Source organism: Streptomyces sp. NBC_01571 (assembly GCF_026339875.1).
Classification (GTDB): domain Bacteria; phylum Actinomycetota; class Actinomycetes; order Streptomycetales; family Streptomycetaceae; genus Streptomyces.
The window spans coordinates 8,235,827-8,250,565 of the sequence record NZ_JAPEPZ010000001.1 but is presented as its reverse complement, the minus strand read 5'-3'; the positions used below and the strand labels follow the sequence as shown (position 1 = coordinate 8,250,565).

The following is a 14,739-nucleotide window of genomic DNA, read 5'->3' as shown; positions in this document are numbered from 1 at the left end:
CATGACGGCGGACCCCATCGCCACCGAGGGCGCGTCGGCCGGAACCGGCGCCCCGAACCGCTCGTACCGCGAAGTCACCGACACCCGGGGCCGTGTCTACCGGATCGGCGAGACGGACCGGGACATCCTGGGCCACTCACGCAAGTTCATGGTGTACCTGCCGTGGATCGCCATGATGGCCATCAGCGTCTTCGAGTACGCGTACGGCTCCGCGGAGGACACCCTGTCCCACGCGCACGGCTGGACGCAGAGCAACACCTTCTGGATCCTGAGCGTCTGGGTCTTCTTCCAGGCCGGCATAGCCTTCCCTGCGGGCTGGATGCGGGAGAAGGGCATCCTCACCGCCCGCCGGGCCATGTACGTCGGCGCGGTCATGTGCGTACTCGGCTTCCTCGCCCTGTCGCACCTGAGCAACGTGCTGCTGGCCATCCTGGGCTTCGGCGTCATCGGCGGCCTCGGCTCCGGCCTGGTGTACGCGACCTGCATCAACATGGTCGGCAAGTGGTTCCCCGAACGGCGGGGCGCCAGGACGGGCTTCGTCAACGGCGGATTCGCCTACGGCTCCCTGCCCTTCATCTTCATCTTCAACTACGCGTTCGACACCGGGAACTACCATCGCGTCCTGGACCTCATCGGGTGCTACGTGATGATCGTCGTGCTGTCCTGCGCGTTCTTCTTCAAGGACCCGCCGAAGAACTGGTGGCCGGCGGACATCGACCCGCTGACCCACGGCGGCGACACCAAGACCGCGGCCAGTCTCGCCAAGAACCCGCCCGCGGTGAAGCAGTACACCCCGAAGGAGGCCGTCAGGACGGGCGTGCTCCCCCTGATGTGGGTCACCCTCGTGATGACCGCGGGCGTGTCCATCTTCGGGATCTCCTTCCAGGTCGACTTCGCCAAGGAGGTGGGCTTCGGTCCCCTGGTGGCGGCGTCCTCCATGGGCATCATGGCCGTCATCAACGGGATCGGCCGCGCCGTGGTGGGCTGGCTGTCCGACACCTGGGGACGCAAACTGACCCTGGTGTTCGTCATCGTCGTCCTGGGGCTCGCGCAGTTCGGCGTGATCTGGGCCGGGGACGTCAAGAGCGAGTGGCTCTTCCTGTTCTTCGCCTTCCTCTCCGGGTTCGGCGGCGGGGCCTTCTACCCGATGTTCGCGGCCCTGACCCCGGACTACTTCGGCGAGAACTACAACGCCACCAACTACGGGCTGGTGTACAGCGGCAAGCTGGTCAGCGGTCTGTTCGGCGGCGGTCTCGGCTCGATGGTGGTCGCCGCCTGGGGCTACAACGGCGCGTACGCGCTGGCCGGCGGCATCTCGATGGCGGCCGCGGCGATCGCGCTGCTGCTGAAACAGCCGGGACGCGACGGCGAGTTGGGCGGGGCTCCGCGGCCGCAGCCGGCCGGCTGACAGGGCGGGACGGAGCAGAACAGCACGGAACGCCCACGGTTGCACGGACATCAGGCGGCCCTCCCCACGTGACACGTGTGGGGAGGGCCGCCTGACGTGGCGCCGCGGATCTAGTGGCACTTCTCGCGGAGAGCGGCGAGGTGGTCGTAACCGATCCTCGCGTGCTGGAGCGACTGCCCGGGGTCGGTGGCACTCGGGGCGTTGTCCTGCTCGACCATCGGGTTGTGGTAAGTCCGGTCGCCGACACGGGAGAAGAACGTGGTGTAGTCGATGACGCCGGTACCGAACGGCACCATGTCGTAGCCCATGCCGTTGGTGGTGTTGACGCTGCCGTCCTTGGCGTGGAAGAGCGGGTAGCGCTTGTTGTTGCGGACGACGAGCCCCGCGGGGTCGAAGATCTTCTCCCGGGTGGAGCCGTCGTGGGCGGTGTACGTGTGGAACTTGTACTGGGCCACGTGCGCCCAGAAGACGTCCATCTCCAGCCAGACGACCTTCGGGTCGGTGACCTTCAGGAAGTACTCCAGTTTGCGGATGCCCGAACTGCGGGTCGGCCGGCCCTGGTCGTCCAGCGGGCCCCCGTCGAGCAGGAAGCCGTACGCCGCGTCGTGGTTGTGGGTGTACAGCTTGAGGCCGGCGCGCCGGGCGATCCCGCCGAGCGCGTTCCACTTGTCGGCGGCGACGTCCCAGTCGGCGCGGTAGACGCTGCCGGTGGGGTCGCCACCGGTGCCCACGTGCGCCATGCCGAGGATGTTGGCGATCTCCAGGTGCTTCTTGAAGGTGTCCAGGTCGGGTGTGGTGAGGGGCCAGGACGACGGTATGAAGCCGTGGTTGCCCTGGGCCCGCAGTCCGTGGTCGTCGAGCCAGGAGCGCAGCAGTCTGGCGCCCGCCACGGACTCGAGGTCGGCTCCGCCGGGGGCGTTGGCGTGCTGGCCGTATCCGGCGAACTCCACCTGCCGGTAGCCGTAGCGCGAGAGCTGCTTGAAGACCTCGAGGAAGCCGGAGGGCAGGTCGGTGGAGAGCGGGTCACGGCCCGTCGCGTCACGGACGGTGTAGAGGATGATGCCGCGCCGGTTCGCGGGGACGAGGACGTCACCGCCGTGGCCGTGGTCGTGGCCTCTGCCCCGGTCGTGGGCGAGGGCGGGGGAGGCGCCGAGGACAGGTGCGGCGATCGCCGCGGTCGCGGCGGCGGTGCAGGTGCTGAGGAAGCGGCGGCGGCCGACTCCGAGCGTGCGACGCAGGGCTTCGCCGGTCGCGGGTTCGTCGTTGCGCACGGGTTCGTCGTTGAACGCGGTCACGGTTCTCTCTTTCGGGTCGGTGTTCAGCGGTGCCGGGGCGTTGTCAGTGGCGCGTGTTTCACTTTCCGTGGTCGCTCGTCCGGCCGCGTCACGCGAGACCGGCCAGGCCGAGCAGCAGGGATTTCACTTCGGTGGCCGCGATGCGGCCGGTGCCGGTGCGGGGGGTGGAGCAGATGAGGAGCGGACCTTCGTCGTCGCTCGCGGGAAGGCGGCCGTGGCTGCCGCGAAGAGCCGAGGGATCGAGGGGCACGACCGCCATGCGGTAGCGCATCCCGAGTTTCTTGCGGGCCAGCGCCGTGGCGGCCTTCACCTTGACGTAGGGGTCGAGGGGGTCCATGAACAGTTCGGCCGGGTCGTAGCCGGGTTTGCGGTGGATCTCGACGAGCCGCGCGAAGTCGGGGGCGCGGGCGTCGTCGAGCCAGTAGTAGTACGTGAACCAGGCGTCCGGTTCGGCGACGGCGACGAGTTCGCCGGAGCGCGGGTGGTCGAGGTGGTGGGCCTTCTTGCCCTCGTCGTCGAGGAGCCGCTCGATGCCGGGCAGGCCGGCCAGCGCGGCCCTGGTGGCCTCCAGGTCCTCGGGGCGTCGCACGTAGACATGGGCGATCTGGTGGTCGGCGACCGCGAAGGCACGGGAGGCCATCGGATCGAGGTACTCCATGCCGTCCTGCGTGTGCACGTCGAGCAGGCCGGCGCGGCGCAGGGCGCGGTTGATGTCGACGGGACGGTCCACGCGGGTGATGCCGTACTCGGAGAGCGCGACGACGGTGCGGCCTTCCGCCTCGGCTTCGTCGAGAAGAGGTGCCATGGCCGCGTCGAGGTCTGCGGCCGCGCGGTGGGAGCGTGGGTCGTCGGGGCCGAAGCGCTGCAGGTCGTAGTCGAGGTGAGGGAGGTAGCAGAGGGTCAGGTCCGGACGGCGGGTGCGGTTGATGTGCCGGGTGGCGTCGATGATCCAGCGGCTGGAGACGAGGTCGGCGCCGGGGCCCCAGAAGTGGAAGAGGGGGAACGTGCCGAGTTTCCCGGTGAGTTCGTCGTGCAGGGCCGGGGGCCGGGTGTAGCAGTCGGGTTCCTTGCGGCCGTCGGCGTAGTAGACGGGACGGGGAGTGACGGTGATGTCGGTGTCGGCGCCCATGGCGTACCACCAGCAGATGTTGGCGACCGTGTAGCCGGGGTGCGCGCGGCGGGCGGCGTCCCACAGCTTGTCGCCGGACACCAGGCCGTTGTGCTGCCGCCACAGGAGTACGTCGCCGAGTTCGCGGAAGTACCAGCCGTTGCCGACGATGCCGTGCTCGCCGGGGTGGGTGCCGGTGAGGAAGGTGGACTGGGCGGCGCAGGTGACGGCGGGCAGGACGGTGCCGAGCGGGGCGCGGAAACCGGAGCGGCCGAGCGCTTTGAGGCGGGGCATGTGGTCGAGCAGACGGGGCGTGAGGCCGACGACGTCGAGGACGAGGAGGGGGGTGGGCCCGGAACGCTCGCGCGAGGGGTGGGTCACGGCAGCTCCTTGAGGCCGAGGTCCGTCAACAGATCGCGCGCGACGGTGAGTTCGGCGGCGATTCCGTCGACGAGCTGGGCGCGGCCACGGGGGCGCAGCTCGGGCGGGAGGGCCTGCCAGGTGTAGGTCTCGACCTCCAGGTGCCGGGTGAGCGGGTGCGGGCCGCCGACGAGACGGGTCAGCGCGGCCTTGAGGACGGGGAGGGTCGAGGTGAGGGGTGCGGCGGGGGCCGCGTGCAGCGGGACGTGGAAGTGGGCGCGCCACGGGGCGGTGTCGGGCAGCGCGTCGCCGGTCAGGGCTTCGCCGAGGTCGTCCGTGCCGCGCAGGCCCGTGGCGGTGGTGGTGCGGGTCTGGTGCAGGAAGCGGGGTTCGTCGAAGGCGGCGAGGGCCGCGCGGACATCGGAGTGACGGGGGTGTTCGGCGTGCAGGGCCGCGGAGAGCTGGGACTTGACGACCGGGACGCGGGCCTCGGCGAGGGCGTCCAGGGCGGTGTGCGGGTCCTCGAAGGAGGTGGCGAGGTGGCACGTGTCCACGCAGACGCCGATGCGGTCGTGGCCGATGGCGGTGAGCGGGGCGATCGCGTCGGCGGTGGTCTCGACGGTGCAGCCCGGTTCGGGTTCCAGGCCGACGCGCAGCGAGCGTCCGGTGAGTTCGTGGAGGGCGTCGAGGCGTTCCGCGAGGGTGGTCAGCGCGGCCCGGGCGGTCGCCGCGCGGTCGTCGTCGTACGCGGTGCGCCAGGCCAGCGGCAGGGTGGAGATGCTGCCTTCGGTGACGTCGTCGGGGAGGAGCCGGGCGAGGACGCGGGCGAGGGCGGTGGTGTGGACGAGGCGTTCCGGGTCGGCCCAGTCGGGGCGGTAGACGCGGTACTTGACCTCTTCGGCGCCGAAGCCCTCGTAGGGAAAGCCGTTGAGGGTGACGACTTCGAGGCCGCGGCGGTCGAGCTCGGTGCGCAGGGCGCGCAGCGCGGCGGGGTCGGTGACCAGGGCGTGGGCGGCGTCCTTGGCGAGCCACAGGCCGATGCCGAGGCGGTCGCGGCCGAGGCGTCGGCGGACGGGTTCGCAGTGGTCGCGGAGCTGGGCGAGCACGCCGTCGAGGGTTTCGGCCGGGTGGACGTTGGTGCAGTAGGCGAGGTGGACGGTGGAGCCGTCGGGGTGGCGGAAGCGCATCGCTCACTCCCCGCCGCGCAGGACGGAGTTGCCCTCGTGGGTCGCGTCGGTGCCGGTCAGGTCGAGGCAGAGACGTCCGCTGAGTCCGTAGAAGGCGACGGGGTTGCGCCACAGCACCCGGTCGACGTCGTCGTCGGTGAACCCCGCGGCCAGCAGGGCGTCGCCGACCCGGCGGGTCTTGAGGGGGTCGCTCCTCCCCCAGTCCGCGGCCGAGTTGACGAGAACCTTCTCCGGGCCGTGGGCGCGGAGGATCGCGACCATGCGCTCCTCGTCCATCTTGGTGTCGGGATAGACGGAGAAACCCAGCCAGCAGCCGCTGTCCTTGGCCTCCTTGACGGTCGTCTCGTTGAGGTGGTCGACCAGGACACGGTCCGGGGGCAGTGCGGACTCCCGGACGGCGTCGAGGGTGCGGCGCAGGCCGGTGAGCTTGTCGCGGTGCGGGGTGTGCACCAGCGCGGGCAGACCGTGGTCGGCGGCGAGCTGGAGCTGGGCGGACAGGGCGCTGTCCTCGGCGGGGGTCATGGAGTCGTAGCCGATCTCGCCCACGGCCACCACCTGGTCCTTGACGAGATACCGGGGCAGTTCGTCCAGGACGGGGACGCAGCGGGGGTCGTTGGCCTCCTTGGGGTTGAGGGCGAGTGTGCAGTGGTGGGCGATGCCGTACTGGGCGGCGCGGAAGGGTTCCCAGCCGAGCAGGGAGTCGAAGTAGTCGAGGAAGGAGGCGGCCGAGGTGCGGGGCTGGCCGAGCCAGAAGGCGGGCTCGACGACGGCGCGGACGCCCGCGGCGTGCATGGCCTCGTAGTCGTCGGTGGTCCGCGACGTCATGTGGATGTGGGGGTCGAAGATGCGCATCAGGACTCCTTGCCGGATCGGCCGGGGATGCCGGTGGGGGTGGCGGCGGGCTCGGTCAGGGCCAGTACGCGCCGGAGGTCCTCGGGGACGGGACGGCCCGCGGCGGTGCGTTCCTCGGCGTGGTCGCCGAGCATCCGGGCGAGTTCGGCGTCCGCGCGGGCGCGCTCGGCCAGCCCGGCCACGGCGTCGACGGGGACGCCGGTGAACAGGCACTTGAGGACGGCGTGCCGCCAGTTGTGGGCGTCCAGGTGGCGGGCCGCGTACGGGCCGAGGGCGGCGGCGACGAGGCGGGTGTCGTTGGTGCGCAGGGCGTCCTCGACGAGGGGCAGGGCGTCGGGGCCGGGCACGAGGTGGGGCAGGGCGTGCAGGACGGCCCTGCGTTCGGCGGCGGTGCCCTGGCGGTAGACACGGGAGAGCGCCTGGGGATCGGCGCGGGCGGCGTGCAGGAGGAGGACGCGGACGCCGTCGGCGTTCTCGTGGCCGCAGCGCCGGCCGGCCTCCGCGATCCGCAGCTCCCAGACGGAGATCGGCCCGTGGGTCCCGGGGTGGTCGGCGGCTTCGGTGAGAGCTCGGTCGAGCCACGCTCGGGCGGGGGCGTCGAGGCGGGAGTCGAGCCGGGCCCGCACGGAGGCGAGGGCGGGCGTGGCAGTGGTGGGTGCGGCCGTGGTGGGTGGAGCGGCGGTGGGTGGGGTGCCGGCGCCGTGGGGTGCGCGCGGGTGGTGGTTCACGAAGTGCTCCCTTCGGCGCTGTCGGGGATCGCCCGGGCCGCGCGGTGGAGGAACGGGAGGGACTCCTCGGCGAAGTGGGGGCCCGCGTGGGAGTGGCGGGGCAGTTCGACGACGGTCAGGGCCTGGTAGCCGGTGGCGGCCAGGGCTTCGAGCACGGGCGGGAAGTCGATCTCCCCGTCCCCGAACGGGAGGTGTTCGTGGACGCCGCGGCGCATGTCCTCGATCTGGACGTGCCGCAGCCAGGGGGCGGCGGCACGTACGCAGTCGGCGGGCGGGAGGGGTTCCAGGCACTGGCAGTGGCCGATGTCGAGGGTGAGGCCGAGGGCGGGCGGGTCGCCGAGGATGCGGCGCAGGCGGTGGAAGTCGTCGAGGGTGGCGAGCAGATGGCCCGGTTCGGGTTCGACGGCGAGCGGGACACCGGCGCGGGTGGCCGCGTCCAGCACCGGGGCCAGCGCCTCGGCGAGCCGCTTCCAGGCGGTGTCCTCGTCGGTGCCGGCCGGGGGCACGCCGCTGAAACAGTGCACGGCGTGCGCGCCGAGGTCGGCGGCGGTGCGCACGGCGCGGTGCAGCAGGCCGGCGCGGCGCGCCCGGTCCGCCGGGTCCGGGTCGAGAAGCGATGGTCCGTGTTTGCGGCGCGGGTCGAGGACGTAGCGGGCGCCGGTCTCCACGGTGACGCCCAGACCGAGGGCGTCCAGTCTGCGGGCCACCCTCCGGGTCCGGGCGGCGAGGTCCGGGGCCATCGGGTCGAGGTGCATGTGGTCGAGGGTCAGACCGACGCCGTCGTAGCCGAGGTCCGCGAGGAGGGCGAGAGCGTCGTCGAGGCGGAGGTCGGCCAGCCCGTTGGTGCCGTAGCCGAAGCGCAGGGGGTTGGGGGGTGGGGGTGCGGGGTCGGGCGCGGAGGTCGCAGGGTGCGGTGCGGGGGGCGCGGAGCGCGGGGCGGGGGGCGCGGACCTCGGCACGCGAGCCGTGGAACGCGGCGCGGGAGCCGCGGACCCCGACACGGCGACCGTGGAACGCGGCGCCGGAGCCGCAGACCCCGACACGGGAACCGCGGAACGCGGCACGGGAACCGCGGAACGCGGCACGGGAACCGCGGAACGCAGCGCGGGAGCCGCAGACCCCGACACGGCGACCGTGGAACGCGGCGCCCGAGCCGCGGAACCCGACACGGGAACCGCGGAACGCAGCGCGGGAGCCGCGGACCCCGACACGGCGACCGTAGAACGCGGCGCCGGAGCCGCGGAACCCGACACGGGAACCGCGGAGCCCGGCACCGGAGCCGTGGAACGCGGCACCGGAGTCGTGGAACGCGGTGCGGCGGCCGCAGAGCGCGGCGTGGGGCTCATGTGACGCTCACCTTCTTCGCGAACCTGCGGGCCGCGGGAGCCAGTGCGGCGGTGAGGAGTGCGGAGGTGAGGGCGCCCGAGCGGGCCGCGAGGGCGGCCTGGAGCGGGATCATCGCGCGGATGCCGCCGCCGACTGCTCGCTGGGTGAGTGGGGGCGAGGGGTTGAGAGCGGCGTGCAGGAGGGGGCGGGCGGAGGTAGCGGCGTAGGCGGCCGTGAGAACCCCGCACAGGACGTGCGCGGCGTCCCGCGGAGCGCGGGCGGAGGCCGGTCCGCGCGTCAATGCCCAGGTCAGAGCCCCCGTCGCGGCGAGCGCGGCCAGCGGTGCGACCGGTGAGCCGCCCCGGGTCTCACCGCGGGAGACCACGGTCACCGCGAGGGTGTGGCCGGCCAGGGCGGCGGCGGAGGGCAGGGCGGGGCGGATGCTGCCGCCCGACGCCGCCGCACCGAGGAGCAGGTCCAGGCCCCGGGCGGCCGCCATCGCCGCCGGCCCCGCGGGAGTTCGCCTGAGCACGAGGTCGTACGCCCACACGGTGGCCGCGAGGGGTGACGCGACGGCGAGGGTGCCTCGGCCGGCGCGGGCGGCGAGGGCCAGGCCGGCCGCTGTCAGGGCGCCCGCCGCCGCGAGGGCCGCGGTCGGCCGGACACGGCCGGACGGCAGCGGGCGGTGCGGGCGGTCGACGGCGTCCTCGGCCCGGTCGGCCCAGTCGTTGAGGGCCATGCCCGCCTCGTACAGGCACAGCGAGGAGCCGACGGCGAGCAGCGTGCGCGGTCCGGGGCGGCCGCCGACGGCAGCGGCTCCCGCGAGGGCGTCGCCGGGGACGGTGAACAGGGCGGGCAGCCGCAGCAGTTCGGCCCAGGCGAGCAGATGCGGACCGGCAGCGGGCGGCACGGGACCGGTCGCTCCCGCGTCCGGGCGAGGGTTCGTCACCGCTCCTCCCGGGGCGCGTGCGACGGCCGCCGCTCGGGCTGCGGGTTCCGTCGTCCCGGCTGCTGCGCGCGGTGTTCGGGGTGCGGCTCCCGGCGTCCCGGGCGCGGTGTCCGCAGCCGGATCGCGAACCGCGCCAGCGCGGCGTACTGCTCGCCGAGCGCCGCCGGCCCCTCCCCCAGGGGGTCCTTGAAGTAGAAGCCCAGGCCGTCGAGCGGCCCCGACAGGCCCACCTCGTGGGCGCGGGACACCAGGCGTGCGAGGTCGAGGACGAGGGGCGCCGCCAGTGCGGAGTCGCACCCCTGCCAGGTGGTCTGGAGGATCATCCGGGTGCCGAGGAAGCCGTCGAAGGCGATGTGGTCCCAGGCGGTCTTCCAGTCGCCGAGCGCCGGTACGTCGTCGATGTGCACCTCGCCCTGCGGGGCCGTGCCCAGCGTGTCGGCGAGCACCCGCTCCTTGCCGGCGTTCTTGGCGGCCGCGGCGGCGGGATCGGCGAGGGAGGCTCCGTCACCGCCGCCGAGCAGGTTGGTGCCCGACCAGGCGCGGACCTCCAGCGCACGCTGCGCGAACATCGGGCCCAGCACCGACCGCAGCAGGGTCTGGCCCGTCTTTCCGTCCCGGCCTGCGTACGGCACGCCGCCGGTCCGCGCCGCCGAGGCCAGCGCGGGGTGGTGCAGGCCGGTCGACGGGGTGAAGTTCACGTACGGGCATCCGGCCTTGAGCGCCGCCGCCGCGTACAGCGAGCTCGGGGGCAGCGCGGTGCCGGTGGGTGCGGGCTCGGTGGAGGCCACGTTCACCACGACCGCCCGGGTCAGCCCCCGTCGCCGTAAGAAGTCCCGCAGGTCGGCGGCGAAGCCGTCCACCAGGTCCGCGGTGTCCTGGGTGCCGCCGGGGACCGGGCCGCCCGGCCGGATCTCCCGGTCGGCGGCCTCCAGTTCGGCCGCGACCGCCGCCGGCAGCCCGGTCGGGAGGACACCGCCCGAGGCGAGGGCCTCCGCGCGTTTGGGCAGCGGGCAGTCCACGGTGTCGTGGCCGCCGAAGACGAGGGAGGAGAGCGGAGGCAGGCCGCACCCGGCGAAGAGTGGTGTCTCGGTGACCATGCCGGTCGGAGGGTGCAGGCCGGCGGTGACGGCCGCGCAGCCCGCGACGACGGTGGTGGCGACGGAACCGCGCGCTCCGATCAGCCACACACCCACCCGGGGTTCGGAAGAGGACGCGGACATGGGCAGCCTCCTGGTCGTACGTCCGCCACAGAGGAGAGACGGAGGAGAGGAATGAGGTCAGGGGACGTCAGGGAAGTCAGGGCGGAGCTGGGTGAGGGGGTGGTGCGGGGGTGGTGCCGCCGGAGACGGGTGCGGTGCGGACAAGACGGCGGGCGGGGGTCCGGCGTCCCCCGCCCGCCGCCGCTCAGTCGCCCGGAGACACCGTGTGTGCCACGGGCTTCGCGGGCAGTTCCCTGATCCGGACGTCACGGAACGACACTTGGTCGTCGGCTCCGTGGTTCTGGACGCCGATGTGCCCGTCGCGCAGGCTCCGGCCCGGATCGGTATGGGTGAAATCGTTGATCCGGGCACCGGCACCGGTGGTGGAGAGGAACACCACGGCGTCGTACCGCGCGAGGTTGCGTGCGGTGAAGGCGCCCGCGTCCTCGGTGGCGTGGGCCGTGAAGCCGTTCTCCGCCCCCAGCTCCCGCACGGCCGCGATCCCTTGGGGTACGGCGTCGTGACGGAAGCCCGCCGTCTTCGAGAAGACCAGCACCCGGCGCCCGCCGGGGCCGGCCGCGCCCTTCGACGCGGCCGGTCCCGACACGCACCCGAGGAGCCGGGCGGCAGCGGCACCCGTGGTCGCTATCCGTGCCGATGTGCGCATGACCGTCGCTCCTCCTGTCAGCCCGTGGTGAAGGTGAAGTCGTCCACGTCGTAGAGCGCGCCGGCGCCTCCCTTGAAGACGAGGTAGAGCGTGGTGGTGCCGCGCGGAGCGCGTGAGATGTCCGCGCTGACGTCCTGGAAGGTGTCCCAGCCGCCGGTGACCGGGACCGTCGCCCTGCCCAGCACGCGGCCGGTCGGGGAACCCGCGCGGACCTCGAGGGTGCCGCCCGCGCCGGCCGACGAGACACGCGCCGTGATCTTCTCGGCGTCGCCCAGGACGTACGGCGTGAAGGAGATCCAGTCGCCGTTGTCGATGTCGCCGACGGTCTTCCCGCCGTGCGCGGTGGCCTTCGACTGGACGGTGATGCCGGAGGCGTCGCCGTGGTGCTCGGCCTGGCGGTGCCTGGGCTGGAGCACATTGCGGTCGTGGGTGGTCAGCGCGGCCTGCCCGCCGCCTCCCCCGTCGGTGTACTCGGCGTCGAGGACCCCGAAGATGTTGGCGTCCTCGTCGTGGCCGCCGTCGGCACTGGTCTGCAGGGTGCCGGAGCAGCCGTTCGCCGAGGTGAGGGGATGGCCGTGGCTGTCGTGGCCGAGGACGAAGGTCACCTTCACCTTGGCGCAGTCGATCGCGCGGCCGTCCTCCGGGTCGGTGACCCTCACCTTGAACGGCACGGCGTCGCCGAAGCCGAACAGCTGCCCGTCACCCGGCAGTTCCACGGTCACCTTGGGCGCGGTGTTGCCGACCACGATCTGTACGCTCGCGCCGCCCGTGCGCCCGGTGCTGTCCCTGGCGGTCACCGTCGCCGTGTAGGTGCCGTTCCTCTTGTACTGGTGCGACGGGTCGGCTGCCGTAGATGTGCCGCCGTCACCGAAGTCCCAGCTGTAGGTGAGGGCGTCGCCGTCCGCGTCGGTCGAACCGGCGGAGGAGAAGGCGACCTTGAGCGGCGCCTGTCCCGAGGTACGGTCCGCCGCGGCCTGGGCGACGGGTGAGTGTCCGTCGGTGGCGTTCTCGATGCGGTAGAGGCCGGAGTTCTCGTCGCCGCCGAACCAGGCGGTGCCGTAGTCGAGGACGTAGAGCGCGCCGTCCGGACCGAAGGCCATGTCCATCACCTGGGTGCCCGTCCACGGAACGGAGTTGACGGACCGCACGGTGCCGTCGGTGTCGGAGTCGATCCGCTTGATCCAGCGGCGGCCGAACTCCCCGGCGAAGAAGTTCCCGTCGTAGGCCTGCGGGAACTTCACCGGCGAGTCGAGCGCGGCGTCGTAGTGGTAGACCGGGCCGCCCATCGGGGACTCGGAGCCGTCGCCGAACTCGGGGACGGACGCGCCGTCGTAGGGGATCCAGGCGGGCTGGGCCGGGGGCAGGTCGGTGAGGCCGGTGTTGTGGGGGGAGGTGTTCTTCGGGGCGGCGCAGTCGAAGGCCGCGCCGGAGGTTCCGGTCGCGAAGTCGTAGTCCACATAGGCGTCGTTCCTGCCGGTGCAGTACGGCCAGCCGAAGTTGCCGGCGGCGGTGACACGGGCGAACTCGACCTGGCCGCCGGGGCCCCGCGCCGGGTCGGCCGTGCCCGCGTCCGGGCCGTAGTCACCGACGTAGACGATGCCGGTCTGCTTGTCGACGCTGAAGCGGAACGGGTTGCGGAAGCCCATCGCGTAGATCTCGGGGCGTGCCTTGTCCGTACCGGGCGCGAAGAGGTTGCCGTCGGGGATGGAGTACGAGCCGTCGCCGTTCACCTTGATGCGCAGGATCTTGCCGCGCAGGTCGTTGGTGTTGCCGGCCGAACGCTGCGCGTCGAACGCCGGGTTGCGGTCGGAGCGCTCGTCGATGGGCGTGAAGCCGTCCGACTGGAAGGGGTTGGAGTCGTCGCCGGTGGAGAGGTAGAGGTTCCCCGCCGCGTCGAAGTCGATGTCGCCGCCGACGTGGCAGCAGATGCCCCGGGACGTCTTGACGTCGAGGATCTGCTTCTCGCTCGCGTTGTCGAGCGTGCCGTCGGTCTTCAGGACGAAGCGGGAGAGCCGGTTGACCCCGTCGAAGGGGGCGAAGTCGGCGGCCGTCCCGGTCTCGGGCGCGTCGCCCGCCGGGGTGTTCAACGGCGGTGCGTAGTAGAGGTAGACGAACCGGTTGGTCGCGAAGCCGGGGTCGACGCCGACACCCTGGAGGCCTTCCTCGTCGTGGGTGTAGACGTCGAGTCTGCCCGCGAGCCTGGTGTTGCCCGCGGCGTCGGTGAGGCGGAGCTCTCCGTCGCGCGAGGTGTGCAGGACCGAGCGGTCGGGAAGCACGGCGAGCGACATGGGCTCGCCGACCTCCGGTTCGCCCTTGGCGAGGGTGACCTGCTGGAAGTCATCGGCGGCAGCCTCACCCGGACCGGCGACGGCTGCGCCGGCCGCGGGGGCGGTGAGCGTGAGGGACGCGGCTGCCAGCAGCGCGCCGCTCACCAGGGCGAGTGCTCCGCGGAGCCTCGGACGTCTTAAGTGGCTTGTGCGGCTCTTGTTCCGGTCGTTCGGGTGCACGAAATGCCTCCATGAAGGGGCTGGTCGTACGGGCGGGTGCGGTACGCCGGGGTGCGCCGTCACCCCGGAAGCATGTGAACCGTGCGCCGCGGTCCGGTGCCGCGGCGGGCAGGGTTCGCCCGTCGGGGCGAACGCCGCCTGCGGCTCTAGTCGTTGCCGCCGAACGCCGCGTCGAAGGACGCCGACGGCGGCTCGAAGTCGTAGGCCTTGAGGCGGGTCAGGGCCTCGGGTGCGCCCTGGAGCCGGTCCATCCCGGCGTCCTCCCACTCGACCGAGACGGGACCCGTGTAGTCGATGGAGCGCAGCATGCGGAAGACGTCCTCCCAGGGCACGTCGCCGTGGCCCGCGGAGACGAAGTCCCAGCCGCGGCGCGGGTCGCCCCAGGGCAGGTGCGATCCGAGGCGGCCGTTGCGTCCGTCGAGCCGCTTGCGGGCCTCCTTGCAGTCGACGTGGTAGACGCGGTCGCGGAAGTCGTAGAGGAAGCCGACCGGGTCGAGGTCCTGCCACACGAAGTGCGAGGGGTCGAAGTTCAGCCCGAACGCCGGCCGGTGGTCGACCGCCTTCAGGGCCTCGTGAGTGGTCCAGTAGTCGTAGGCGATCTCACTGGGGTGGACCTCGTGCGCGAACCGCACGCCCTGCGCGTCGAAGACGTCCAGGATCGGGTTCCAGCGCGTCGCGAAGTCCTCGTAGCCGCGGGCGATCATCGACTCGGGCGCGGGCGGGAACATGGCGACCAGGTGCCAGATGGAAGAACCGGTGAAGCCGATGACGGTGTCGACGCCGAAGGCCGCTGCGGCGCGCGCGGTGTCGGCGATCTCGGCGGCGGCCCGCTGCCGGACGCCCTCGGGCTCGCCGTCGCCCCAGATGCGGGCGGGCAGGATGGCCCGGTGGCGTTCGTCGATGATGGCGTCGCAGACGGCCTGGCCGACGAGGTGGTTGGAGATCGCCCAGCACTTGAGGCCGTACTTGTCGAGGAGTGCGTGCCGGGACTCGACGTAGGCGGGGTCGGTGAGCGCTTTGTCGACCTCGAAGTGGTCACCCCAGCAGGCGAGTTCGAGCCCGTCGTAGCCGAAGTCGCGGGCGAGCCGGCAGACCTCCTCGAGCGGCAGGTCGGCCCACTGGCCGGTGAAGAGCGTGAAGGTGCGCGGCATGG

General features: G+C 72.7%; 12 protein-coding genes and 1 pseudogene. 2 read left to right on the top strand and 11 right to left on the bottom strand.

Going from position 1 to position 14,739, the window contains the following annotated elements:
• Window position 1 precedes the first annotated feature (1 nt).
• On the top strand, window positions 2–1,408 hold the full coding sequence (locus tag OHB41_RS37155; RefSeq protein WP_266703532.1) for an OFA family MFS transporter: 1,407 nt from the start codon (window positions 2–4) through the stop codon (window positions 1,406–1,408).
• Between the two features lie 110 nt (window positions 1,409–1,518).
• On the opposite strand, the gene OHB41_RS37150 is transcribed toward OHB41_RS37155, so the two are convergent.
• The 6 genes from OHB41_RS37150 to OHB41_RS37125 form a co-directional block, all read right to left on the bottom strand.
• A complete protein-coding gene (locus tag OHB41_RS37150; protein ID WP_266703530.1) occupies window positions 1,519–2,703 on the bottom strand; it encodes a sugar phosphate isomerase/epimerase family protein in 1,185 nt (394 codons plus the stop codon).
• A gap of 88 nt (window positions 2,704–2,791) precedes the next feature.
• Window positions 2,792–4,192, bottom strand: a complete 1,401-nt coding sequence (locus tag OHB41_RS37145) for an alkaline phosphatase family protein (protein ID WP_266703528.1) — start codon at window positions 4,190–4,192, stop codon at window positions 2,792–2,794.
• The gene (eboE, locus tag OHB41_RS37140; protein WP_266703526.1) at window positions 4,189–5,358 is read right to left on the bottom strand and encodes a metabolite traffic protein EboE; all 1,170 of its coding nucleotides are present in this window, start codon (window positions 5,356–5,358) and stop codon (window positions 4,189–4,191) included. The genes OHB41_RS37145 and eboE overlap by 4 nt, the downstream gene beginning before the upstream one ends.
• A gap of 3 nt (window positions 5,359–5,361) precedes the next feature.
• A complete protein-coding gene (locus tag OHB41_RS37135) occupies window positions 5,362–6,210 on the bottom strand; it encodes a TatD family hydrolase (protein ID WP_266703524.1) in 849 nt (282 codons plus the stop codon).
• The gene (locus OHB41_RS37130) at window positions 6,210–6,938 is read right to left on the bottom strand and encodes an EboA domain-containing protein (RefSeq protein ID WP_266703522.1); all 729 of its coding nucleotides are present in this window, start codon (window positions 6,936–6,938) and stop codon (window positions 6,210–6,212) included. The genes OHB41_RS37135 and OHB41_RS37130 overlap by 1 nt, the downstream gene beginning before the upstream one ends.
• Window positions 6,935–7,801 carry a sugar phosphate isomerase/epimerase family protein gene (locus tag OHB41_RS37125; protein ID WP_266706424.1) on the bottom strand — a complete coding sequence of 289 codons (867 nt, stop codon included), beginning with the start codon at window positions 7,799–7,801 and terminating at the stop codon, window positions 6,935–6,937. Before OHB41_RS37125 ends, OHB41_RS37130 begins: the two co-directional genes overlap by 4 nt.
• A gap of 103 nt (window positions 7,802–7,904) precedes the next feature.
• Between OHB41_RS37125 and OHB41_RS37120 the strand changes: the two genes are divergently transcribed.
• On the top strand, window positions 7,905–8,288 hold the full coding sequence (locus OHB41_RS37120; protein ID WP_266703520.1) for a hypothetical protein: 384 nt from the start codon (window positions 7,905–7,907) through the stop codon (window positions 8,286–8,288).
• Here the strand turns inward: OHB41_RS37120 and OHB41_RS37115 are convergent.
• The 5 genes and pseudogenes from OHB41_RS37115 to OHB41_RS37095 all read right to left on the bottom strand — a co-directional run bounded on the left by OHB41_RS37115 (window position 8,281) and on the right by OHB41_RS37095 (window position 14,737).
• Window positions 8,281–9,174: an SCO3242 family prenyltransferase gene (locus tag OHB41_RS37115; protein ID WP_266706422.1), complete on the bottom strand. Its 894-nt coding sequence runs from the start codon at window positions 9,172–9,174 to the stop codon at window positions 8,281–8,283. The two genes, OHB41_RS37120 and OHB41_RS37115, sit on opposite strands and share 8 nt — an antisense overlap.
• Before the next feature lie 35 nt (window positions 9,175–9,209).
• Window positions 9,210–10,433 (bottom strand): inositol-3-phosphate synthase, encoded by a 1,224-nt coding sequence (locus tag OHB41_RS37110; RefSeq protein WP_266703518.1) that lies wholly within the window; start codon window positions 10,431–10,433, stop codon window positions 9,210–9,212.
• 355 nt (window positions 10,434–10,788) lie between these two features.
• Window positions 10,789–11,079, bottom strand: a pseudogene (locus tag OHB41_RS37105) (ThuA domain-containing protein); the annotation flags it as partial.
• Between the two features lie 17 nt (window positions 11,080–11,096).
• Complete coding sequence (locus tag OHB41_RS37100) at window positions 11,097–13,586, bottom strand: PQQ-dependent sugar dehydrogenase (RefSeq protein WP_266703516.1); 2,490 nt, start codon at window positions 13,584–13,586, stop codon at window positions 11,097–11,099.
• 146 nt (window positions 13,587–13,732) lie between these two features.
• Window positions 13,733–14,737, bottom strand: coding sequence for a sugar phosphate isomerase/epimerase family protein (locus OHB41_RS37095; protein WP_266703514.1), 1,005 nt, complete (start codon window positions 14,735–14,737; stop codon window positions 13,733–13,735).
• Window positions 14,738–14,739: the final 2 nt, after the last annotated feature.

Bases quoted from the DNA above. Each gene is read 5' to 3' on its own strand.
- OHB41_RS37155 (WP_266703532.1), top strand. From the start codon at position 2: ATGACGGCGGACCCCATCGCCACCGAGGGCGCGTCGGCCGGAACCGGC.
- eboE (WP_266703526.1), bottom strand. From the start codon at position 5,358: ATGCGCTTCCGCCACCCCGACGGCTCCACCGTCCACCTCGCCTACTGC.
- OHB41_RS37135 (WP_266703524.1), bottom strand. From the start codon at position 6,210: ATGCGCATCTTCGACCCCCACATCCACATGACGTCGCGGACCACCGAC.
- OHB41_RS37110 (WP_266703518.1), bottom strand. From the start codon at position 10,433: ATGTCCGCGTCCTCTTCCGAACCCCGGGTGGGTGTGTGGCTGATCGGA.
- OHB41_RS37095 (WP_266703514.1), bottom strand. From the start codon at position 14,737: ATGCCGCGCACCTTCACGCTCTTCACCGGCCAGTGGGCCGACCTGCCG.